Genomic DNA, 23,398 nt, shown 5'->3' on the forward strand with positions numbered 1-23,398 from the left:
AATGAACCGGTTGAAAAAACTGTGGTCATTAACAGCAATTTTTGGAATGGTCATTGGAATGATACCACTTTCTGTTTTCGCAGAGACAACAGAAGTAACAAAAGTTGAGATTACACAAGCTAAAATAACAAATGCAATGGATGAATCCATTACCAAAGAAAATCGTTTAAATCAAGGGGAGGCTGTCAAGATTCAACTTGGTTGGTCCCTTAATAAACCGGCCTTGGTTGAAAAAGGAACCTCGCAAATCATTGAATTGCCAAACAATTTAAACTATCCAGACCAATCTGGCCAGTTAGCTGATATGGGGAGTTTCCAATTACGAGGTAACCAGCTACGTCTCACTTTCAATCAAAACTACAAGTTATCTGTTGATGAGAAGACACCTGATTTTTCCAGTGTCAAGCTTTACGCGGGAATGTTGACATTAACTGCGACAACGATTGCACAAAATCTTGAAACTGAGAAAGTGTCTTTTGGTAAAAATATTAGTCAGACACTTTACTACAATAAACAAGTTGATCCTGCCGCAGATCCCTTAGTAGAAAAAGTGACGCCTCAAAAAAGGGGTATACAAAAAGAGTTAAATCATAATTTGAAAGAACGCGGCATTAACTTATTTAATAATATGAAAATCACTGATCTTGATGGCAATGAGTTTTCGGAATCAAATCCAGCAGTCAAAGATGCGAATATCAAAATTCACTTTGATTGGAGTTTAGACAACAGTGTAGATCTTCAAGCAGGTGATTTTTATGAGTACCAACTACCTGATTATTTTTCAATTCATAATTCTGTAAATGGCGATTTGAAAAATGATGCGGGGAAAACTTTAGGTAAGTTTACCCTTAATCAATCTGGGAAGTTAGTGGTTACCTTCAACGAGGCTGGAGTGAATCTAAGTGATCGCGAAGGGACAATTGATTTACAAACAGAGTTAAAACTTGTCACTGAAAATGAAGAAGTTGAAATTGTCACTGACATCAAAGATGACGATGGTGAAGAAATTAACATCACTATTCCAGTTGTTAAAGGTGATATTAACAAAACGGGCATGATCAATGCCGACAATACGGTATCTTGGACCATCATCGTGAATGAAGATCGTAAAGAATTGAGAAATCCAATTGTGACAGAACATTTTCCAGAAGGAATGAAGCTTTTATACCACAGTTATTTCGTGATGAATGATGCAGGGGTATGGGAGAAGTCGCCAGATGGTTTTATTCAAGGTTGGGAAGTTTCGGAAAAAAGGCAATACGTCTATAAATTATCAAAAGACATTATGAATAAACCAGTAAAAATTGTTGTTAATATGAAAGTTACCGATAAAGAAAAATTAGAGTTTTTAAACAAGGCGACAATTACTGGGGATAATTTTTTAGAAAATGCTGCAGAAGCTAGTGTTTCTTTTAACAATAAAGAAAATTACAAAATGTGTACAGATTATAATGTAAACACGGGTATCTTTAACTGGGAAGCAAAGACTACCTACTCGCAAGATGGTGGAATTTTTAAAGATTGGATGTATCAAAAGTATCAAGATCCTAGTACCGCCAATCACTACTTACTAAAAGATACAATTGAAGTTTATGATGAAAATAATGATTTGGTGACCAATTGGACTTATTCGGAAGAGCCGGATGATTCAAAAACAAAAGATGATAAAATTGTTCATTTTACACTGAAATTTGCTGATAAGGGTGTCTATAAAATCAAGTATACAACACAGTCATTTGTAGTACCTGTACCGATTCAGACTGAAATTTATAATACTGCAACGATTATTGATGGTGATGACTCAGAAGATGTTACCGGCGGAGAAAAGGTTGCTGTCGATGGTACGTTGGGCGTTGATAAGGGAATTAATACTAAGGATTTTGCAAATCATACGTTTGATTGGCAAGTACGCGTGAATAAAAACCGAATTCTAATGAAAGATGCGGTTATTGCAGATAAATTCACATCATTAAACGGTACGAATGTAAGCGCGATGCAGCTAATTGAAGATTCTTTAGAAATTACTGCAGAAAATGGAACAACGAAGAAATTAGTAAAAGGTACTGATTATACTTTAGAAAAATTAGCAGGAGATCCAGATTACAAAACAGGGTTTACCGTTAAGTTAATAAATAATTACGCCGCAACAACTGATTTAATCATTATGAAATATAAAACAAAATATTCGATTGATGAACAAAATAGTGAGACCAATGGTCCTGCCCGAATTAAATTTGATAATAGTGTTCTGGTTACCTACACAGGTGAAGATGGCCGTCCGCACACAGATGGTGATGAGTGTGCCGTATGGTTGCATAAAGATCTAAGTTATAATGGTTTGAAATTTGGGAAATACGTTCCAAAAGGCGGCGAAGTTGCAAGTGCGTATACTCATGAAAATCCTTTTTCAGAAACCATTGCCGAAAAAGACAGTGTTTATTGGACAGCATTGTTCAATACTTGGAAAAGAGAGCTGCCCAAAGATACGACAATTGAAGAAGCATTAGGTGAGGGCCAAACAGCTAGAGATATCGTGATCTATGATGTCAATATAAATCCAAGTGCAGTAATTGTCGCGAGTCTTGGAACAAAGTGGGTTGAAGATACGGATTATAAAATCGAAGAAAAAGATGGCAAATCGGTAATTACGTTATTGAAAGAGAAGAATAATCCTTTTGCAATTTTTGTCGCTGCGGATGCCGCTGAAGAAGTTTATAAATATAAAAACGTGGCAACTATGACTATTCCAGGTATGAAAGATCCATTAAAGGTAGAAGGAATGGCTGAAAAAAGCGATAAGGATGCGTGGATTGATAAAAGCGGCGTGCAAGGCACAGGTGACGATTATCGTAAAATTAATTGGTCGGTTGTATTAAATAAAGATGCCCATAAGATTGTTGAGCCATATATTCAGGACACAATCAGTGTGAACGACCAATCATTTATCTACGATGACGACAAAAATGTCGTAGTAAAAGTTTATAAAGCTAAATCCGATGGTAAAAACGGTTTTGTAAAAGATGGTGACGCACTCATCTTCGCTGAAGATGATAAACCTTATGTGTCAGTTGATGCAGTAAATGGAACACAAACATTGACGATTGACTTAGGCGAATCAATTAGTTCACCATATATTGTTGAGTATCAAACATTGCTTGATCCTGGAATTAAAAATAATGAAAAAATCAGCAATAGTGCGACTCTTTTTGGAAAAGATATTAGTATTCAAAATACTAGTAAGGAAGTTGTAATAAAATCGACAGATGGAGAAGGTACCTCAAGTGGTAAAAACGGATCCCTAACGATTGAAAAACTAGATAAAGATAATAATTTGATTACTAGCGACTCTGCTTTCTTTGATCTTTATCGCAAAGATAATGATGGAAATCTGGCACTCTTGTTCTCTGATATTGAAGTTAAAGGGGATAAGATTATTGAAGATGGTATAGAAGTTAATCAAATTTCAAATCTACGTTATGGAACTTATGTTATCGTGGAAAACACCGCACCAAATGGTTACGTGAAAAACGATCAGAAATCTGAATTTGTTATCTCGAAAGATCAAGTACACTATACGTTTAGTTTAGTTAATCAACGCCAAATTTTACCAGGCAGTGTACAACTAGAAGCGAAGAAAGAATTAAGCGGTCGCCCCTTAAAAGCAGAAGAATTCAGCTTTACCCTAAAAGGTGATGGAAACGTAAATGAAACCAAGAAAAATGACGAAGATGGTAAGATTTTATTTGATGAAATCAAATATGCCAAAGCAGGTACGTACGAATATACAATCACAGAAGCAACACCAAGCACACCAGAACTAGGGATTACGTACGATAGTACGCAATACAAAGTTACCGTAACGGTAACAGAAAAAGCTGGGAAGTTAGAAGCAGACGTAGTATATGAAAACGTCAAATCAGAAGAAGTCCCTGTCTTCAAAAATACGTACAAAGCCATACCAGGTAGTGTACAACTAGAAGCGAAGAAAGAATTAAGCGGACGCCCATTAAAAGCAGAAGAATTCAGCTTTACCTTAAAAGGTGATGGGAACGTAAATGAAACCAAGAAAAATGATGAAGATGGCAAGATTTTATTTGATGAAATCAAATATGACAAAGCAGGTACGTACGAATATACAATCACAGAAGCAATTCCAAGCACACCAGAACTAGGGATTACGTACGATAGTACGCAATACAAAGTTACCGTAACGGTAACAGAAAAAGCTGGGAAGCTAGAAGCAGACGTAGTATATGAAAACGTAAAAGCAGAAGAAATTCCCGTCTTCAAAAATACGTACAAAGCCATACCAGGCAGTGTACAACTAGAAGCGAAGAAAGAATTCAGCGGACGCCCATTAAAAGCAGAAGAATTCAGCTTTACCCTAAAAGGTGATGGGAACGTAAATGAAACCAAGAAAAATGATGAAGACGGCAAGATTTTATTTGATGAAATCAAATATGACAAAGCAGGTACGTACGAATATACGATCACAGAAGAAACACCAAGTACACCAGAACTAGGGATTACGTACGATAGTACGCAATACAAAGTTACCGTAACGGTAACAGAAAAAGCTGGGAAGTTAGAAGCAGACGTAGTATATGAAAACGTAAAAGCAGAAGAAGTCCCTGTCTTCAAAAATACGTACAAAGCCATACCAGGCAGTGTACAACTAGAAGCGAAGAAAGAATTAAGCGGTCGCCCATTAAAAGCAGAAGAATTCAGCTTTACCCTAAAAGGTGATGGGAACGTAAATGAAACCAAGAAAAATGATGAAGACGGTAAGATTTTATTTGATGAAATCAAATATGACAAAGCAGGTACGTACGAATATACAATCACAGAAGCAACACCAAGCACACCAGAACTAGGGGTTACGTACGATAGTACGCAATACAAAGTTACCGTAACGGTAACAGAAAAAGCTGGGAAGCTAGAAGCAGACGTAGTATATGAAAACGTCAAAGAAGAAGAAATCCCCGTCTTCAAAAATACGTATAAAGCCATACCAGGCAGTGTACAACTAGAAGCGAAGAAAGAATTAAGCGGTCGCCCATTAAAAGCAGAAGAATTCAGCTTTACCCTAAAAGGTGATGGGAACGTAAATGAAACCAAGAAAAATGATGAAGACGGTAAGATTTTATTTGATGAAATCAAATATGACAAAGCAGGTACGTACGAATATACAATCACAGAAGCAATTCCAGAAGTAAAAGATCCAAACATTACCTATGATGACACTGAATTTAAAGTAACTGTTAATGTGGAAGAGAAAGCTGGAAAACTAGTGGTGAATGCTAATTATTCAGTAAATGGTCAAAGCGTTGACAATCTATCTTTCAAAAACTCGTATACACCACCAAAAACAGTTAATAAAGGTGAGATTTTATTGAAGAAGGTCGATAGTAAAACTGGGAAAACTTTAGCAAATGCCGAGTTCAAATTATTGACTGTTGATGATAATCCAGTTGTAGGTTATGAAAAAATTGTCACTCGTGAAGATGGAACAATCTTTATCAAAGGTCTTGGAGACGGTAGCTATAAGCTAATCGAGACGAAAGCACCAGCAGGATACCAGATTGATGAAACGCCAATCAGATTTTCAGTAAAAAATAGTCAACCTAGTCAAAAAGAAATCAGCAAAGAAAATACAAGAATTCCATTGTCGAAGACACATGGTACAAATGAAAATAATGAAATTTCGACGAATTTAAATACTACTAGAAAAACAACTACTACCAAGCGTATGCCGGCAACTGGCAGTACAAGTAGTTGGAGCTTGATTTTAATAGGCATATTTTTCTTAGTTTCTTTTGGCTGTGTTTTATTGGGAAAATTAAGAAAGCATAGTTAAATATGTACCGATCCCCAGAAGTTAAATTAGCAAACTAACCTTTGGCGGTCGGTATTTTTATGACGAAATATAGTTTTGAATTAAAGTCGAAAATCATTCATGAGCCTTTAGAAGGCAAAGGAGATCACTGTTATCTGGTTGAGATTCTTGAAACCTCAAAATTTTCGAAAGCAATCTTTATGTATTGGCAAAAAGTGTGGCTTCCTTGTAGTGGTACTCTTAATCAATTTATATAACGGCTGGCAGATTGTGGTGGAATAAAAAATGGCAGGATAATACGTTTAAAGGAGCATTTAATGATAATAAAAAAATACACACAAGCAGATGAAAAAGCCCTCTTTGCACTAATTGAACAAGAAGGTGTCGAATGGGCAGAATATTATGATACTAAAAAAGAACAGTATCAAAAAGCACTGGCACATTCCATCACCTACGTATTATATGAAGAAGAGTTATGCGGGTATTGTCGCTGTCGTAATGATGATGGGTTTGGCATTTATATTTATGATTTACTGGTGGACAAAAATTATCGCGGGAAAAGCTATGGGCGCGCTTTGATGCAGCAGATCAAGCGGGATTATCCACAAGTGGCAGTCTATGTCATGAGTGATGTCAATTCCTATTATGAAAAGCAAGGATACGCGGAAGTAGGCACTATTTTTGCAGTAGAACTTTAGCGTTTTAATTTATAAGTGCAAAAAATAGCTGTAACAAAAATATTTCCCGATAATTTGCGAAAAAAATTTAGTTAGTAAAGCTAACCTAACCTTAAAAGCACTACGACGTCTAAAAAAAGACGCTCCTTTCTGATAGCGACCGCAAAAAGTCTAACTTTTTCGAGCGCTATAGTTTGAAAGGGCGTCTTTTTTGACGAATTAAATTAGCGTTTTACATCCAAAAATAAGTTCAATGGAGCGGCAGGATTTTCACTATCGGAAATAAAATATTGAATTTCAGCAAAGGCACCGCCGGAAGCACGCTTGTGGCCGCCGCCGTTAAAATAACGCGCAGCAAGGACAGATAAGTCGATATCGTCGTTATTGGTACGTAAAGAGACACCTTTACCGTTTAGGACCAAACTAAAATCAACTTCTTTTTTTGTTTCCGGATGTTCTAGCCGAGCCAACGCATTGCCTAAAACAGAAGTGTATTGTTCCCCAAAAGTGTAGGCAAAAGTTTTGCCGTCTAGGACGCCAAATTGGGCTTTTAGTGATTTGCTGCGGACATAATCAGCTTCTTTTTCCTTTAGAGCTGCGATGATTTCGCTGTAATCAAAAAGCAAGTTAAGACCTGCGGACATCACACTGCCCATTAGTTCAATGCGTTTGTCCCAACTGTAGAAGTAAAAAAGATTGTTAAATTCAGCAGCAGATTCTTTGTAAGCGGCATTGGGATTTAACTGCCAATCCCAGCAGTCATAGCAGCGAATAATATCAGCAACATTTGCCAAACGCTGCCATACTTCATCTTGAAATAGTTCGGTGGGCATTTTGCCAACTAAGACTTTAAATAACACACTAGTCGCAGAATGTTTTAAATTTGTCGCCTCGTCTGCCACGATAATAGAAGCATTTTTAGGATAGTTTTCATTAACGTGGACAGAAGTGATGTGGTGATCGAAAATATGCCAGCTAATTTTATTTTCAGCACAATAGGCCGCTAATTGCGCGATCACATCGTCGGAAGGACAAATATCGGTAATGTAAAGCTCTGTTACGGGGTCTTCATTTGTTTGGATAAAGTTTAACACGTGTTTATCAATCGTCCCGTCAGCACCAGGTTCAGAGTAACCCACGGGCAAATAATTTTCTGCCACGTAACCTTTTTGTTCTTGTAAAATGGCTTGTAATAATAAAGCGGACCCCACGCCGTCTAAGTCGGTATGGGAAAATTGTTTGATTAAAGTTGGTTTGTTTTCCATGCTAGTTGCCTACTTTCTTTCTTGATTCTTGCAACGTAATACTACACCATCGGGATAAGTTTTGATAGTAAGAGGAGCGTAAAAGTGATTCCAAAGATATAGGAATGTACAAAAATTATAGTTCAGTAGGTTAAAGATAATTAGCTGTTTTGTCATGCGTATCTTTCGAGTTATTTTCTCCCCTAAGCTACAATGAAAGTATGAAAAAGCTGTTGGCTAAAAATTTTTTTATTTTTAGTGGCAGGAAGGTGGGAAAATATGGAAGCGTTACGGCAAACGTTGATAGAGCGAAAGGGCGAATTGGTTTCAGCGCTAGTTGAGCATATTAGCATTTCGCTAGTCGCCTTATTATTTGCGATGGTAATTGCGATACCGCTAGCGATTTGGTTGGTTAAATATAAGAAGTTAGCAGAAATTATGTTACAAATTACTGGAGTCTTACAAACAATTCCGTCGTTGGCTCTCTTAGGACTATTGATTCCTCTAGTGGGAATCGGGACAGTGCCGGCGATTATTGCACTGGTGATTTACGCTCTCTTGCCGATTTTTCAAAGTACCTACATCGGTTTAAGTGAAATTGATCCTTCATTAGAAGAGGCAGCGGACGCTTTTGGGATGAGTCGGTTTCGCAAGTTGCGCAAAGTGGAGCTGCCGATTGCTTTACCGGTGATTATTTCTGGAATTCGTACGGCGTTAGTTTTAATTATCGGAACGGCAACACTGGCGGCGTTAATTGGCGCCGGCGGTCTGGGGACTTTTATTTTATTGGGAATTGACCGCAATGATACGAGTTTAATTATTATTGGCGCTGTGAGTTCTGCTTTATTGGCCATTATTTTTAGTACGGCTATTCGGCTGTTACAAAAAGTGCGGCCGCGGGTGATTATTACAAGCTTAGCGGCGCTATTTTTGGTAATCGGCGGTATTGGCTTGTCCCAATCAGCGCTTTTTCAACCTGAAAAAGTGACGATTGCCGGAAAATTAGGGGCAGAGCCGGAAATTTTGATTAATATGTACAAAGAATTAATTGAAGAAAATAGTGACGTGCAGGTGGAATTAAAGCCTAATTTTGGTAAAACGACCTTCTTATTCAGTGCTTTAAAAAATGATCAAATCGACATTTACCCTGAATTCACCGGAACAGTTTTGGAATCGTTGGTTCAAGTACCAAAAAAAGATACCGGCAAGCATTCGGCGGAAAAAACCTATACCTTAGCCAAAAATTTATTGGCTAAACAAGCGAAGCTAGAATTTTTAGCGCCAATGGCTTATGAAAATACTTACGCTTTGGCTGTGAAAAAGTCTTTTGCAAAAGAACATGATTTAAAAACAATTAGCGATTTGAAAAAAATCGAAAATCAGGTTCACGCTGGATTTACGTTAGAATTTAACGATCGTAATGATGGCAATAAAGGCTTGAAAGATGTGTATCAATTGCAGTTAAAGGTTAGTCAGATGGAGCCGGCTTTGCGGTATACGGCCATTAATAACGGCGATGTGAATGTCATCGACGCCTATTCAACCGATAGTGAAATTAAGCAATATGATTTAATGACCCTACAAGATGACGCGCATCTTTTTCCACCTTATCAAGGTGCACCTTTAATGCGGCAAGATTTTGCTCAAAAGCATCCTGAAATTGTGAAAAGTTTGAATCGCCTAAAAGGAAAAATTACCGAAGCTGAGATGGTGGCCATGAATTACGCTGTAAATGTTGAAGGGCAAAAACCAGCAAAAGTCGCCAAGGATTATTTAGTGCAAAATGGACTTTTAGGGGGCGAGGGAAAATGAGCGATTTAGTTGTTTTTGACCATGTAGGGAAAAAATTTGATGACAGTACAGCATTAGAAGATGTCACTTTTCAGATTAAAACCGGTGAAATTTTTGTCTTAGTAGGTTCTTCTGGCAGTGGCAAAACGACTTCTTTAAAAATGATCAATGCTTTACATGTGCCTACTAGCGGGGATATTTATTTCAAAGATAAAAAAATTAAAGACTACGATACACAAAAATTACGCTGGCAAATCGGCTATGTGTTGCAGCAGATTGCGCTTTTTCCTACGATGACGGTTTTAGAAAATATTGAAGTTATTCCTGAAATGTTAGGTTGGAGTAAAGAAAAGCGTAAAGAACGGGCCTTTGAATTACTAAAAGCCGTAGAATTGGACCCAGAAGTTTACGCCAAGCGTATGCCGGGAGAATTATCTGGAGGCGAGCAGCAACGAGTGGGGATACTGCGCGCGTTAGCTGCTAAACCAGATGTTATATTGATGGATGAACCATTTAGCGCCCTTGATCCGATTTCAAGAGAGCAATTGCAAAATCTCGTTTTAACACTGCACAAAGATTTGCAAAACACGATTGTTTTTGTTACCCACGATATGAAAGAAGCCATAAAACTAGGCGATCGCATTGCAGTGATGAAAGAAGGAAAGCTGATTCAATGCGATACTCCGGCAGAAATTGCGGCCAATCCGGCAAATGAATTTGTCGCCGAATTCTTTAAAGGGATAAAAGCAGTGGGTCAACCACTACAGACAAAATTAGAAGTTGTCGTAAAAGAGGGCTTTTATACAAAAGATGAAAAAGCTACTTATCCGATTGTGGCACTGGGGGAAACTGTGCAGGCAAGTTTACCGCTGTTAGCAAAAAATAATGTACGGGTGGCAGAGGATAAAATAATTACCCCCGCGGATATCCTCAATTTTTTAGCGGCTAATCCTTAAAAGGTTAACCTGACAAAAAGCACAATAAGATGCCTAAGTAGGCGTTAGCAGGTTTGGGACAATCATTAAAAATTAGTGGAGGGTGACAAGATGGAACATTATGATGTAGCAATTATCGGAGCCGGGCCGGCGTGTTTATCGCTAGCCTATGATTTAAAGGCAGCAGGAAAAACGGTGGCAGTAATAGAGGAAAATCTTTTTGGCGGAACGTGTCCGAATGCAGGCTGTGATCCAAAGAAAATTTTATTTGCAGTCGAAGAAGCCCGTAGTCGCGTTGCCCAATTTGTTGGCAAGGGCTTTTCTGAACAAGCTGTACCTAAAGTTGTTTGGGAAGATTTGATGGCCTATAAAAAAACATACACAGATCCTGTTTCTAAAGAAAGAATTGCGGGCTTTGACGCCAGTGGCATCAAGCATTTTCACGGACGAGCAACACTAGTATCTCAAAGTGAAATCGCCGTAACTGAGCAAAAAGAGCATACAATCGAAACAGACACGCAAGCACTTGTTTCTAAGACGCAGCATTTTACCGCTGAACAAATCGTTTTGGCTACTGGACAACGGGCATATCTGTTGGATATTCCCGGTAAAGAGCACTTTTTAACCAGCACTGATTTTCTAGCCTTGCCTCATTTACCAGCGGAAATGATTTTTCTTGGGGCTGGTTATATCAGCTTTGAATTAGCGGCAATTGCCAATGCCTGTGGCGCTAAAGTGACAATCTTACATCACAACGCCACACCACTGCGGGGCTTTGACCAAGACTTAGCCAAACAGCTCGTGACAGCGTTAGAAAAAAGCGGGATTCAGTTTATTTTTAATGAAAACATTCAACGTGTAGAAAAAAATGATGCCAAAATTTTGACAGTCACCACCGACAAAGCCACGTATCAAACCAATGCTGTCATTTGCGCCACCGGCAGAATAGCCAACGTGGAAAACTTAGGCCTAGAAGAGTTGGGCATTGAAGCGAGCCGTCGCGGCATTGTAGTGGATGGACAACTAAAAACAAGCCAGCCCAATATTTTTGCGATGGGAGACTGCATTGCCAAAAAAGAACCGAAAATGACCCCGGTGGCAGGTTTTGAAGGGCGCTATTTAAGTCAATTGTTGTTAGGAAAAACAAGTGAGGATATTGCCTATCCGCAAGTACCAACAGCTGTCTTTACCCTACCGACATTAGCACAAGTTGGTGTAACCAGTGAAGAGGCTGAAAATAAACCTGATTTGTACAAAACGGAATGGTTTGACATGAGCAAGTGGTACAATTATTTTCGTACCAATGATCCGGTTGCCTTGGCTAAAATTATTTACGCAAAAGACAGCGGTGAAATTGTCGGTGCGGCTACATTAAATCAAAAAGCCGACGAATGGATCAATCTGATGACACTCGTCATCAATCTCGGTATCAAAAAAGAACAATTACAAAATATCATCATGGCTTATCCATCTGTTGGTAGTGATTTGCAGTATTATTAAGTAGAAGTAGAATTAGAAAAAGAAGGTGTGACAAAAGTCTTGTCACACCTTCTTTTGAATATACGAAATTTTTCTAGCAATAAGTAAATCATACCCAAAATATGGAAGACTATTTGCGCATTATTCAAGTAATTGCTGTGAGCGACAGCAATTATTTTGACAGAAGGGATATTACCTACTTGGTTCTTAAAGCTAAATCTTTTTTCCCTTCATTTTTAATCAAGGGTGTGTCTTAGACAGTGAAAATCACGATTTTAATAAATAGAAAAGTTGCATTTTTAGTCTTTTATTCATGAAGACTACACTACTTTGTGAAATTCAATCGTACATAATAAGAAAATTTGTTATTTTAAAAGATGCTTTCTTTTAAAATTTTCAAAGGTAGTGGCAATATGGTAAAATAACAAAGTAGCTAGTTTAAAAACTTTTTTAAACTTTTTTGTCACAAAATATTTGTGAAGTTTTAAAGAGAACATTTAGGGGGTTAAGCCATGTTTCAAATCGTAACGGATTCTTGTTGTGATATTCCGTTTCAATTTTTGGATGAAGCTGGTATTGCATTTTTGCCGATGTTGGTAGAAATTAATGGCAAAGAGTATGAAGATGACTTAGGGAAGACATTTGATGTTGATTTTTTCTATCAAGCCTTGAAAGATAAACAAATGCCAACGACTTCGCAAATTAATGTGGGGCGTTATTTAGAGTTCTTTGAACCCTATGCAAAATCCGACACTCCTGTTATTTATTTGTCTTTTTCATCGGGAATGAGCGGCTCATATTACAGCGCCCTTCAAGCGGTGGATGTTTTAAAAGAAGATTATCCGGATGCCCAAATTGCCGTAGTGGATACCTTGGCGGCGAGCTTAGGGCAAGGCTTATTGGTGTTAGGTGCAAAAAAACAACAAGATGCTGGTAAAACTTTTGCTGAAGTCATCGCGTGGGTGGAAGAGCATAAAATGTTGCTGCAATCTTGGGTAACTGTGGATGATTTAAAGCATTTGGAACGCGGGGGCCGGATTTCAAAATCAGAAGCGGCTTTAGGCGGTTTATTAAAGGTGAAACCAATTATTCATGTGGATGAAAATGGAAAATTACAAAACGTTGATAAAGTGCGCGGCCGGAATAAATCGTTGCAAAAAATTGTAACTGAAACACTGAATAATCTGACTTCACGGGAAAATCAAATTGTTTATATCGCGTATTCGGGGGATGTTGCTGCGGCTGAAACAGTGCTTGCAACCATTGTCGAAGACGTAAGCATTGAAGATATCGCATGTCTGCCGCTGGGGCCGACAATTTCAGCCCATACCGGTTTGGGCTGTGTGGCAATTTTTACCTTTGGAAAAAATCGGAACGAAAAAGTATAACGAATAAAACTTTAGTCTGACAAAACAGGCTAGAGTTTTTTTGTAATTTTGTCTAAAAAGGAGCACAGTACATGAAATTTTATCGCAACTATGGCTGGATCTTACTGCTTTTATTTGTCCTCTGTGATGGCGGAATGCCCTATCTCTTAGGTGGGATGTGGTCACAATTTAGTCAAGCGCACCAAGTTGTTAGTGATTTGGGCAGCGTGACGAGTCCAGTTAAAAATTATTTTGAACACGGTTCAATTTTAACGGGCAGTTTACTGTTAGTTTCATTACCGGCGATTAAATTATATTTTGCTGCCCCAATTTTCCAAGCCATGCGGCGCGAAATTTTCTGGTTACTGCTTAGTATTGCCGCCTTTGCAATTGGTGATTGTATTTTTACTGGCGTTTTTTCCATCGATCATACAACGAGCGGTCTTACTTTAGCGACAATGATTCATGGTCTTGGCTCAGGAGCGGGAATTTTGGGCATGCTGGCAGCACCGTTATTGTTAGCGCGAATTTTTAAGCCAATCAATGCCACCTTTGCCAAAATTTGTGGCCTGATTTTTTTAGGTGCACTGCTAAGTGCAGGGGCCAATGGCTTATCCCAGCTTTTTGCCTTTAGTTATAAAGGAATTATCCAACGGGTTTCACTGGTGTTTTTATATTTACCCCTGGTAGCTTTAGCCCTTAAAATGCAGCAAAGATGGCCAAAATCACGTAACTAATTTCGCTGGTAACGTGTTATACTTTAAAACAATATTTAAAAAAATTGTTGTCACCAAGACCGATAAAGGAGCGAATTTATGAACAAAGAGGCACTAAAACGACTGATTGACACTGCTGCAGGAAGAAGACCGGCTGATTTAGTATTGAAAAATGCTCAAATAATTGATGTGTATCAAGCAGAAATTATGACAGGAGACATTGCACTTGTTGATGGCTTGATTGCAGGAATTGGCGCTGATTATGAAGGAATTAAGACAGTTGATTTAGCCGGCAAATTTGTAGCGCCAGGTTTTATTGATGCCCACATTCACGTAGAATCTGCTTATGTCACACCAGAGGAATTCGGGCGTTTATTGGTACCCCACGGCACAACCACAGTGCTAGCAGACCCCCATGAAATCGTCAATGTGCTGGGTTTAGCAGGATTGGATTACATGGTGGCTGCCGCCAAAAAAACGGCTTTGGATATTCGTTACAACATGCCTTCTTGTGTGCCGGCAACCAATATGGAAAATTCCGGTGCCGTCATTACAGCCGCAGGTATGCTGGCTTCCTTTGAAGAAAAAACAGTAACCGGTTTAGCCGAGTTTATGAATTTTCCAGGAGTAATTGCGGCTGATACTGCTGTTTTAGATAAATTATTAGCAGCTAAAAAATACGGTTTGCAAGTGGACGGACACGCGCCAATGGTAACTGGTAAAGCGCTAAACGCTTATATCGCAGCTGGGATAAAAAACGATCACGAATGTTCAACAGTGGCTGAACTAAAAGACCGCATTGCTCGTGGCATGTATGTTTTACTACGAGAAGGGACTGTCACGCAGAATTTACGTACCCTTTTAAAAGGAGTGACGGATACGAATTACCAGCGTTGTGTTTTAGTTGCCGATGATTTACAGGCTAAAGATATTTTGGCAAAAGGACATTTGGACAATAGCATTCGCATTTGTATAGAAGAAGGAATCACGCCAATTCGTGCCATTCAAATGGCGACAATTAATGCTGCACAATGCTGTCAATTATCCGATCGCGGTGCCATTGCGCCAGGTTTGCGGGGAGATTTGGTCATCTTTTCAGATTTACAGGCGCCAGTTATTGAAGCGACCTATATAAAAGGAGAACGCGTTGCTGAAAATAACACCTATCTTCCAGAAGTAAAACGGGTTGCAACTAAAACGGTTCAGTCTAGTGTTCATATTGAAAAATTTAAAAAAGAACAATTACAACTGCGCTTAACCAGTGATCGTGCGCGGGCGATTGAAGTAATTCCCCAAGAGGCGCTGACAAATGAAGCAATTGTAACCGTGAAACGAGCTGACAATGGTGAATTTGTGTATCAGCCAACAGAAGATGTGGTGAAACTGGCTGTGATTGAACGGCACAAAAATACCGGCAATGTTTTTGTCGGCTTGTTGAAAGATTACGGGTTGAAAAAAGGGGCAATTGGCATTTCAATCGCCCATGATTCCCACAATTTAATTGTCGCTGGCACAAATGACACAGATATGGAAGTGGCAGTTAAAGCCCTAAAGATTCAAGAAGGTGGCGTTGTCTTAGTCGAAGCTGGCAAAGTAATCGGGAGTATGGCATTGCCAATTGCAGGTTTAATGAGTGAGTTGACTGGCGAGGAAGTTGCCCGCCAAGAAGAAGCAATCAACCAATTGGCTCATGAAAAATTAGGCATCTCGCCAAAAGTTGACCCGATTATGACCTTAAGCTTTATGTCACTGGCTGTCATTCCTAACTTAAAGATCACCGACATTGGTTTAGTAGATGTAACCAAATTTGAAATCGTTCCTATTTCAGTTACAGAATAATTGTTTGACCTAGTTTTAAACGATGATGAAGAAGATTTGCACAGTATAATTGCTCACTGTGCAAATCTTTTTTTGTAAAAAATTCGGACATGTTAAATTAAAATGTCAAATATACTTGACGTTATAAAAGATAAGTTTATAATTATTGCTAATAAGTCATATATATATGACACGAAAGAGGAATGTCGTGAATCAAGTAAAAATATACCGTAAAAATATGCAGCTTTCACAATTGGACTTAGCCAATCAAGTCGGAGTGGCACGCCAAACAATCAATATGATTGAAAATGATAAATATAATCCTACGCTTGATTTATGCTTGAGGATTGCCTGGGCATTAGAATCAGATTTAAATACACTGTTTTGGAGGGATAATGATGAAAATAACGCGGGATAATGTAGTAAAGCACTTTTTTGGCATCGAAGGTACGCTGGATGAATATAAACGCAATGAAGCAAATCGCATTGGAAATAATGCGTTCATTGGATTGTATAGTTATCTTTTATTTTCTTCGCTGATTGCACTAATGTTTGGTCTAAATCATCCGGAAAATGCGCTGTATGCACTGCTTGCTTGTAATATTTTAACTGTTGTTTATGGTGTCGGCATCTATATTATGAAGGCTAGTAAAAGTGCTTTGCTGACGGAAAACGAAGTAACCAGCGCCAATGTTGCGAGCGTTCGTAAATACAATCGCAAAAAAGGAATTCAATCTGCAATTTATTTTGGGATTACGATTCATCTTTTACAAGCTGTTTTTTCATGGGTAGCTGGAGATGGTTTTCTGGCGTATATAATTTCACCGTTTGAGCTAATTATTTCCTGTGGTGCGGGCATTTTATTTGGCATAACGACAATTTTTATGATGAATGCCAAAATTAGTGATATTGGCAAAGGGTAGAAAATAAAATGATCAAACAAAAAGTGAAAAGTTATGTAAAGTCGTCTGCTTTTATTGTAGATAGTTGTGTTTTATCACATTATTAATTACCGTCAGGCCTTGGGTTAGTGGCAATCACCAGTTCTTGCGGGCTCTGGTATCCGTGGGGATACCAGCACTACTTGTCGCTCTTTCTTTTAAACGAAAAAAATAAAAACAGCTCTTTTCCAGTGGGGGAGTGGCAATCACGTAACCTTACTGAAAAGAGCTGTTTTTTTGTCGTGTAGTCCATTACATTTTTTGATCTGTCTTAAAGTTGGTGAGTTATGCGAGTGCATCAAGCTTTTCTAGGTGTCTAGCTTCACGAATCACCCCTTCGGCCATAAGCAAAAATTTGCGAAAATGAAAAAAACATTTTAGCAAATTTTAGTCTTATGTCTCAGAGGTATACGATTCCTTTCACTTTTCTATCTGTCTAGCTTCATGTGCCAACACTTTGGGAAAAATTCAAAAACTTAATTCTGATGAAGAGCATCAGAACATAAGTTTCCGATATTTTTCCAATGTGCTAACCGGCACCTTCAGCTTTTCTTCATGTCCAGCTTTCTGCACTAACTCTCGGCGACAATAAGTCAAAATCTTGAGAAATTTGAGGAACAATTTATCAAGCTTTCGTCTTATTGCTGGAGAGCTGACCGAGCGCATAAAGCTTTTCTTAATACCCGTAGCGAATTTCTGCTAGGCTGAGTAGTTTTTTGATCTGGTCGGAGGCTTCTTGGGAAAGTATAATTTTATTTTTAGTTATACAATTAGATACCGAAACTGCCATGCGGCTTAAGATATAGGGGACGGCTGTCACACCTTCGTTAATTTCTTGTGCGTAATCAAAAAGCAGCTGGCGCAATGGCGCAGTGTTTGTGTCGGCGGGGATCAAACCTAAAATTGTCGAAATGTCATTTAAGGCGACTTCTGCACGTTCGCTACCGCCGCTAAACCATTTTATTTCTTTCATTTTCTTTTCACTCCCTTTTTCACAGGGTACTCCTCAATCAAAACAAATGCAAGGCTATTCTAAATTTTTAAAATATTTAGCGGTGATAGATTTTTCATCTGTTTTTTTGTTATCAAATATATTTTCGTCTCGTTTGAAATCAGACTATAAAAGTCATTTAGATGAATGTATAATCATTTGAATAAAATTTCATGTTATTTTTTTATTGACAGCAGAAAAAAGTGTTGCTATTGTTATTGGAGTAAATCGTAATTATTTCGTTTTGATAAAGGTAAATCGTAATGGCAGCAAAAAGTTATCAGAGAGGTTAGAGAATAGAAAGGATTTGAAGCATGAAGAAATTGGGAATTGGTTTAGTAAGTATGGTTGTACTAGGAATGCTGGCTGCTTGTGGGACAAATGCCAAAAGTGCAGAAGAGACAGTTGAAACTAAAAAAGATAAATTGGAAATCGTTACAACTTTTTATCCAATCTATGATTTTACGAAAAATATTGTAGGCGATGAGGCCAACGTCAAATTGATGATTCCGGCGGGTTCTGAACCACATGACTATGAACCGTCCGCCAAAGATATGGCGGCAATTCATGATGCAGATGTATTCGTCTATCACAATGAAAATATGGAAACTTGGGTACCTAAAGCGAAAAAAAGTTTTGCCAAAGATAAGCCAAATGTGATAGAAGGTACCAAAAACATGATTCTTTTGCCTGGTGGTGAAGAAGAACACGATCACGATCATGCAAAAGAAGGACACCATCATGAATTAGATCCTCATACTTGGGTTTCACCTCATCGGGCGATGAAGGAAGTAACGAGTATTAAAGAGCAACTGGCTAAACTTTATCCGCAAAAAGCCAAAGTTTTTGAAACGAATGCGGAAAAATATTTAGCAAAATTAACCCAGTTGGATCAAGAATACAGCGACAGTTTAAAAGACGCAAAACAAAAAAGTTTTGTCACACAACATGCGGCGTTTGGCTATTTAGCTTTAGATTATGGGTTGACACAAGTGCCAATTGCCGGGCTTTCCCCAGAAGAAGAACCTTCTGCGAGTCGCTTGGGTGAGTTGAAGGAGTATGTGAAAGCTAACGACATTCGCTACATTTATTTTGAAGAAAATGCCAGCGATAAAATTGCCAAAACACTGGCAAATGAAGCAAATGTTAAGCTAGCAGTGCTAAATCCATTGGAAAGCTTGACCAAAGAGAAAATCGCTGCTGGTGAAGATTACATTTCCGTGATGAAAGAGAATTTGCAAGCGTTGGAAAAAACGACGAATGTTGCCGGTAAAGACGTGAAACCAGAAGAATCTCACAAGGCGGAAGTGAAAACTGTTGCCAATGGTTATTTTGCCGACAGCGCAGTCAAGGAGCGTAAATTAAGTGACTACACCGGTAAGTGGCAGTCCGTTTATCCATTGCTACAAGCAGGCGGGCTAGATCAAGTCTTTGATTACAAAGCAAAATTAAATCAAGATATGACTGCCACAGAATACAAAAAATATTACGATACCGGCTACAAAACCGATGTAGAAAAAATTGACATTACCGATAATACGATCGATTTTGTGGTAGACGGAAAACATCACAAGTATGAATATGTGGCCAAAGGATATAAGATTTTAAATTATGAAAAAGGTAATCGGGGTGTGCGCTTTTTATTTGAAGCAAAAGGCGCTGCTGGTCGTTTTAAATATGTGCAATTTAGCGATCACAATATTGCACCTGAAAAAGCAGTCCATTATCATATTTTCTTTGGTGGAAAAAGCCAAGCCAGTTTATTTGAAGAAATGCACAACTGGCCGACGTATTACCCAGATAATCTCACTTCCCATGCCATTGCCCAAGAGATGATGGCCCATTAAAAAAAAGCTGTGAAACCTATTTAGGTTTCGCAGCTTTTTTTGACTGTAAGACAAGGATAAAGGCTAAGGGCGATTTAAGCAAAAATCTCCGCCATCCGAGTTTTGACATCCGGGTTTTCTAAGAATTCATCGTAAGTTGTCTCAGAACGATCCACAACACCTTTATCAGAAATCGCAATGATGCGGTTTGCTAATGTTTGGATAAACTGGTGGTCATGAGAGGCAAATAATAATGAACCCGTAAAGGCCATTAAGCCATCATTTAATGCGGTGATTGATTCCAAGTCTAAGTGGTTGGTTGGATCATCTAAAACCAAAACGTTAGATTTAGAAAGCATCAATTTAGAAAGCATGCAACGTACTTTTTCCCCACCGGATAAAACATTGACAGGTTTTAAAACTTCATCACCAGAAAATAACATCCGGCCTAAGAAACTCCGTAAGAAAGTATTGTCGTCTTCTTCTTTTGAAGCGTATTGACGCAACCAGTCTAAAATTGTTAAGTTGCTGGCAAATTCACTGCTGCTGTCTTTTGGCAAATAAGATTGTGTTGTAGTTACGCCCCAACGAACGCTACCTGTATCCGGTGTGATTTCACCCATGATAACTTTGAATAACGTTGTTGTGACAATGTCATTATTAGCAACAAAAGCAACTTTGTCATCTTTGTTTAGTGTGAAGCTGATATTATCCAAGATTTTTTTGCCATCGATTGTGACGCTGACATTATCAACTTGCAATAGGTCGTTACCGATTTCTCGTTCTGGCTTGAAACCGACAAATGGGTAGCGGCGGCTTGAGGGTTTAATATCATCCAAAGTAATTTTATCCAACATTTTTTTCCGTGAAGTCGCTTGTTTTGATTTTGAAGCGTTGGCAGAAAAACGGGCGATAAAGTCTTGCAATTCTTTGATTTGTTCTTCTTTTTTCGCATTTTGTTGCGCTTGCAATTTCGTTGCCAATTGACTTGACTCCAACCAAAAATCGTAGTTTCCGACGTAAAGTTGAATTTTACCAAAGTCTAGGTCGGCCATGTGGGTGCAGACTTTGTTTAAGAAGTGGCGGTCATGGGAAACGACAATGACCGTATTTTCAAAGTTGATCAAAAATTCTTCTAGCCAATTGATCGACTGAATATCAAGTCCGTTGGTTGGTTCGTCTAGTAAAAGCACGTCAGGTTTACCAAATAGTGCTTGTGCTAGTAAAACTTTAACTTTTTGACCGGCTGTTAATTCTTTCATTTGCAAGTGATGCAAATCTTCAGCGATGTTTAACCCTTGTAGTAAAACAGCTGCTTCTGGTTCGGCTTCCCAACCGTTTAATTCAGCAAATTCTCCTTCTAATTCAGCCGCTTTGATACCATCTTCATCGCTAAAATCTTCTTTCATGTAAATGGCATCTTTTTCTTTCATTACATCATATAAGCGTTTATGCCCCATAATAACTGTTTCAATCACTGTATATTCTTCAAAGTCAAAGTGATTTTGGCGTAAAACAGCCATCCGTTCGTCTGGACCAAGGGAGACATTCCCGGTGGATGGTTGCAACTCACCAGATAAAACTTTTAAGAAAGTTGATTTGCCGGCACCATTTGCACCAATTAAGCCGTAGCAGTTCCCCGGCGTAAATTTAATATTCACATCATCAAAAAGTTTGCGGTCTGAAAAATGCAAACTTACGTCACTAACTGTAATCATAAAATAATCCTCCTAATCGATTCTACTCCCCAAAAATTGAGCGGGCAAAAAAAGATGCGGCCGCATAACTTTAAATTTTGGCTTCAGGTAAAGAATTACCTAAAAATTTAAAGGGGTCGCTGATGTTTTTAATTTTCCTACTATATATGTCAGATATATATGCAATCTTATAGCATTATATAGGCGCTGATGGGAAGTTGCAACCATATCTGGACATTTCCTGTTAAATTCAAAGTTTTTATTAGGAAATAGGTGGAAAAAATGGGCTAAAAAGCAAAAAATACAACGTAAAACTAAAAAATAGATGGCCTGTGCCTGTTTTTACTCAAAATCAATTCCCTGCAAAAAAAGCTTAACTTTTGACCGTTTCCAATCACAAGCGTAACATTATTAATGTAGATAAGCGATATGGTGCCGCAATTTTTGGTGTGGCGCTACATCTGGACATTAAAAAAGGAAGGTGAATTGTAATGGAAAAAAGAAGTTTTGACTGGGGTTCTTTGATCTTAGGTATTTTATTTATTATTGTGTCATTAATGTCTTTTCGTGATCCTGTTGGCAATCTCGTTGCAATTGTCATTGTCTTTGGTGTATTGGCAATTTTGAAAGGGATTTTTGAAATATTCTTGCGGAACCGGTTTAAAGATTTAACTGGTTATAAAGCAAAAATGCCCATTTTGGTTGGAGTATTAGATATTTTAATCGGAATTTTCTTGTTGTGGAATATGCAAGCCAGCATTTTGGCATTACCGTTTGTATTTGCGATTTGGTTTATCGTGGATTCGATTTTTGGTTTATTTGGTTTAGAGGCTGCCAGAAAACTGAACAACGGCTATTTCTGGTTTTCGCTAATTGTTAATATTTTGGGTGTCATCGTTGGTTTCATGTTATTATTTAATCCGGTTTCTTCTGCTTTAACGTTAAGTTTCCTAGTTGGTTTTTACTTTATGATGTGGGGTATCACGCATATTTTGTTGGCATTTCGCTAAGAGTAAGCAGTTTAGATGAATAGTAAAATAGTCGCTCTCCTGTTCTTTTTATGCTACAGTTAAATAAAAAGAACGGGAGGTTTTTTTGTGCTGAATTGGATTTTACAACTGCAACCCTGGCAACAAGCCTTAACGGGAACGGCCTTTACTTATTTTATGACAGCACTTGGGGCGGCGTTGGTTTTTTTCTTTAAGGAAATCAAAAAGGATGTTTTAAATTTGATGCTCGGATTTGCCTCTGGGGTAATGATTGCGGCCAGTTTTTGGTCATTACTTGATCCGGCAATTGCACGAGCAGAAGAAAACGGCTCGCAATTTCCTTGGTTAGTTGTAGCGATTGGTTTTGGGGCAGGGGGCTTATTTTTATACATAGCCGACAAGACGATTCCCCATATGCACTTTGGGCCAGATCATGAGCAAGAAGGATTGCCAACACATTTAAAACGGACTATTTTATTGGTCTTTTCAATTACGCTTCACAATATTCCAGAAGGATTAGCTGTAGGTGTGGCATTTGGCGCAGCGGCCAGTGCTGATAATCCAACAGCTGCAGTCTTAGCTGCCATATCCGTTGCTTTGGGAATTGGGATCCAAAACTTTCCAGAAGGCGCAGCCGTGTCAATTCCGTTACGGCAAGAAGGACTTAGTCGGACAAAAGCATTTATTTACGGACAAGCATCAGGGATCGTCGAACCAATTGCCGGGGTCATTGGCGCAATTTTAGTTTCAAGAATGACCGCCATTTTACCTTATGCTTTAGCTTTTGCAGCTGGTGCAATGATTTATGTCGTGGTAGAAGAACTCATCCCAGAAGCACAACAAGAAAGCTCCAGCCATCGCCATTTTGCGGTGTTTGGTACCATGTTAGGCTTTATGATCATGATGATTTTAGATGTAGCACTAGGCTAAAAATTTAATTCTTAAAAAAAGAGCGCCTCAAAACTAGGTTAAAGCCTAATTTTGAGGTGCTCTTTTTTTAAAGGGAGTAATATTTTTTTTCTTGTGAAAAAATATTGCTTTGATTTATTAGTACAAGCTGACTTTTCGAACTAGCTCCCTTCGGCCTTAAG

General features: G+C 38.4%; 16 protein-coding genes. 13 read left to right on the plus strand and 3 right to left on the minus strand.

All coding sequences use genetic code 11. The features are described 5' to 3' along the window. The first annotated feature begins 1 nt into the window (after window position 1). Together JZO76_RS04710 and JZO76_RS04715 are read left to right on the plus strand one after the other, a co-directional pair. A complete protein-coding gene (locus JZO76_RS04710; protein WP_206903019.1) occupies window positions 2–5,857 on the plus strand; it encodes a Spy0128 family protein in 5,856 nt (1,951 codons plus the stop codon). Window positions 5,858–6,153: 296 nt separating this feature from the next. Next, window positions 6,154–6,534: a GNAT family N-acetyltransferase gene (locus tag JZO76_RS04715; RefSeq protein ID WP_206903020.1), complete on the plus strand. Its 381-nt coding sequence runs from the start codon at window positions 6,154–6,156 to the stop codon at window positions 6,532–6,534. Between the two features lie 203 nt (window positions 6,535–6,737). On the opposite strand, the gene JZO76_RS04720 is transcribed toward JZO76_RS04715, so the two are convergent. After that, window positions 6,738–7,778 (minus strand): DHH family phosphoesterase, encoded by a 1,041-nt coding sequence (locus tag JZO76_RS04720; RefSeq protein WP_206903021.1) that lies wholly within the window; start codon window positions 7,776–7,778, stop codon window positions 6,738–6,740. A 258-nt stretch (window positions 7,779–8,036) separates the two neighbouring features. On the opposite strand from JZO76_RS04720, the gene JZO76_RS04725 reads away from it, so the two are divergent. From JZO76_RS04725 to JZO76_RS04760, 8 genes are all read left to right on the plus strand, one after another. Beyond that, window positions 8,037–9,569, plus strand: a complete 1,533-nt coding sequence (locus JZO76_RS04725; RefSeq protein ID WP_206903022.1) for an ABC transporter permease/substrate-binding protein — start codon at window positions 8,037–8,039, stop codon at window positions 9,567–9,569. Beyond that, complete coding sequence (locus JZO76_RS04730; protein ID WP_206903023.1) at window positions 9,566–10,504, plus strand: ABC transporter ATP-binding protein; 939 nt, start codon at window positions 9,566–9,568, stop codon at window positions 10,502–10,504. The genes JZO76_RS04725 and JZO76_RS04730 overlap by 4 nt, the downstream gene beginning before the upstream one ends. A gap of 90 nt (window positions 10,505–10,594) precedes the next feature. Continuing rightward, window positions 10,595–11,983 (plus strand): dihydrolipoyl dehydrogenase family protein, encoded by a 1,389-nt coding sequence (locus JZO76_RS04735; RefSeq protein ID WP_206903024.1) that lies wholly within the window; start codon window positions 10,595–10,597, stop codon window positions 11,981–11,983. 491 nt (window positions 11,984–12,474) lie between these two features. Beyond that, window positions 12,475–13,350 (plus strand): DegV family protein, encoded by an 876-nt coding sequence (locus JZO76_RS04740; RefSeq protein ID WP_206903025.1) that lies wholly within the window; start codon window positions 12,475–12,477, stop codon window positions 13,348–13,350. A gap of 71 nt (window positions 13,351–13,421) precedes the next feature. Then, window positions 13,422–14,066, plus strand: a complete 645-nt coding sequence (locus tag JZO76_RS04745; RefSeq protein ID WP_206903026.1) for a DUF998 domain-containing protein — start codon at window positions 13,422–13,424, stop codon at window positions 14,064–14,066. Between the two features lie 78 nt (window positions 14,067–14,144). Further along, on the plus strand, window positions 14,145–15,884 hold the full coding sequence (ade, locus tag JZO76_RS04750; protein WP_206903027.1) for an adenine deaminase: 1,740 nt from the start codon (window positions 14,145–14,147) through the stop codon (window positions 15,882–15,884). Window positions 15,885–16,071: 187 nt separating this feature from the next. Then, entirely contained in the window at window positions 16,072–16,281 is a 210-nt protein-coding gene (locus tag JZO76_RS04755) for a helix-turn-helix transcriptional regulator (RefSeq protein WP_206903028.1), read from the plus strand. Next, the gene (locus JZO76_RS04760) at window positions 16,262–16,786 is read left to right on the plus strand and encodes a DUF3278 domain-containing protein (RefSeq protein ID WP_206903029.1); all 525 of its coding nucleotides are present in this window, start codon (window positions 16,262–16,264) and stop codon (window positions 16,784–16,786) included. Before JZO76_RS04755 ends, JZO76_RS04760 begins: the two co-directional genes overlap by 20 nt. A 694-nt stretch (window positions 16,787–17,480) precedes the next feature. Here JZO76_RS04760 and JZO76_RS04765 read toward each other — a convergent pair. Beyond that, window positions 17,481–17,777 carry a bacteriocin immunity protein gene (locus JZO76_RS04765; RefSeq protein WP_206903030.1) on the minus strand — a complete coding sequence of 99 codons (297 nt, stop codon included), beginning with the start codon at window positions 17,775–17,777 and terminating at the stop codon, window positions 17,481–17,483. 332 nt (window positions 17,778–18,109) lie between these two features. On the opposite strand from JZO76_RS04765, the gene JZO76_RS04770 reads away from it, so the two are divergent. Then, the gene (locus JZO76_RS04770; protein ID WP_206903031.1) at window positions 18,110–19,642 is read left to right on the plus strand and encodes a zinc ABC transporter substrate-binding protein AdcA; all 1,533 of its coding nucleotides are present in this window, start codon (window positions 18,110–18,112) and stop codon (window positions 19,640–19,642) included. A gap of 74 nt (window positions 19,643–19,716) precedes the next feature. Here JZO76_RS04770 and JZO76_RS04775 read toward each other — a convergent pair whose 3' ends face one another. Beyond that, complete coding sequence (locus tag JZO76_RS04775) at window positions 19,717–21,339, minus strand: ABC-F family ATP-binding cassette domain-containing protein (protein ID WP_206903032.1); 1,623 nt, start codon at window positions 21,337–21,339, stop codon at window positions 19,717–19,719. Window positions 21,340–21,809: 470 nt separating this feature from the next. Here JZO76_RS04775 and JZO76_RS04780 point away from each other — a divergent pair, with 470 nt between their 5' ends. Both JZO76_RS04780 and JZO76_RS04785 read left to right on the plus strand, forming a co-directional pair. Continuing rightward, entirely contained in the window at window positions 21,810–22,328 is a 519-nt protein-coding gene (locus tag JZO76_RS04780) for an HdeD family acid-resistance protein (protein ID WP_206903033.1), read from the plus strand. 87 nt (window positions 22,329–22,415) lie between these two features. After that, on the plus strand, window positions 22,416–23,237 hold the full coding sequence (locus tag JZO76_RS04785) for a ZIP family metal transporter (protein WP_206903034.1): 822 nt from the start codon (window positions 22,416–22,418) through the stop codon (window positions 23,235–23,237). The last annotated feature ends 161 nt before the right edge of the window (window positions 23,238–23,398 follow it).

Source organism: Candidatus Enterococcus myersii (genome assembly GCF_017316025.1).
In the GTDB taxonomy this organism is placed as follows: Bacteria; Bacillota; Bacilli; order Lactobacillales; family Enterococcaceae; genus Enterococcus_C; species Enterococcus_C montenegrensis.

Excerpts from the sequence above, each read along its gene's own strand:
- JZO76_RS04725 (WP_206903022.1), top strand. The coding sequence starts at position 8,037 with ATGGAAGCGTTACGGCAAACGTTGATAGAGCGAAAGGGCGAATTGGTT.
- JZO76_RS04730 (WP_206903023.1), top strand. The coding sequence starts at position 9,566 with ATGAGCGATTTAGTTGTTTTTGACCATGTAGGGAAAAAATTTGATGAC.
- JZO76_RS04780 (WP_206903033.1), top strand. The coding sequence starts at position 21,810 with ATGGAAAAAAGAAGTTTTGACTGGGGTTCTTTGATCTTAGGTATTTTA.
- JZO76_RS04715 (WP_206903020.1), top strand. The coding sequence starts at position 6,154 with ATGATAATAAAAAAATACACACAAGCAGATGAAAAAGCCCTCTTTGCA.
- JZO76_RS04745 (WP_206903026.1), top strand. The coding sequence starts at position 13,422 with ATGAAATTTTATCGCAACTATGGCTGGATCTTACTGCTTTTATTTGTC.
- JZO76_RS04735 (WP_206903024.1), top strand. The coding sequence starts at position 10,595 with ATGGAACATTATGATGTAGCAATTATCGGAGCCGGGCCGGCGTGTTTA.
- JZO76_RS04775 (WP_206903032.1), bottom strand. The coding sequence starts at position 21,339 with ATGATTACAGTTAGTGACGTAAGTTTGCATTTTTCAGACCGCAAACTT.
- JZO76_RS04770 (WP_206903031.1), top strand. The coding sequence starts at position 18,110 with ATGAAGAAATTGGGAATTGGTTTAGTAAGTATGGTTGTACTAGGAATG.
- ade (WP_206903027.1), top strand. The coding sequence starts at position 14,145 with ATGAACAAAGAGGCACTAAAACGACTGATTGACACTGCTGCAGGAAGA.
- JZO76_RS04740 (WP_206903025.1), top strand. The coding sequence starts at position 12,475 with ATGTTTCAAATCGTAACGGATTCTTGTTGTGATATTCCGTTTCAATTT.
- JZO76_RS04710 (WP_206903019.1), top strand. The coding sequence starts at position 2 with ATGAACCGGTTGAAAAAACTGTGGTCATTAACAGCAATTTTTGGAATG.
- JZO76_RS04720 (WP_206903021.1), bottom strand. The coding sequence starts at position 7,778 with ATGGAAAACAAACCAACTTTAATCAAACAATTTTCCCATACCGACTTA.
- JZO76_RS04760 (WP_206903029.1), top strand. The coding sequence starts at position 16,262 with ATGAAAATAACGCGGGATAATGTAGTAAAGCACTTTTTTGGCATCGAA.
- JZO76_RS04765 (WP_206903030.1), bottom strand. The coding sequence starts at position 17,777 with ATGAAAGAAATAAAATGGTTTAGCGGCGGTAGCGAACGTGCAGAAGTC.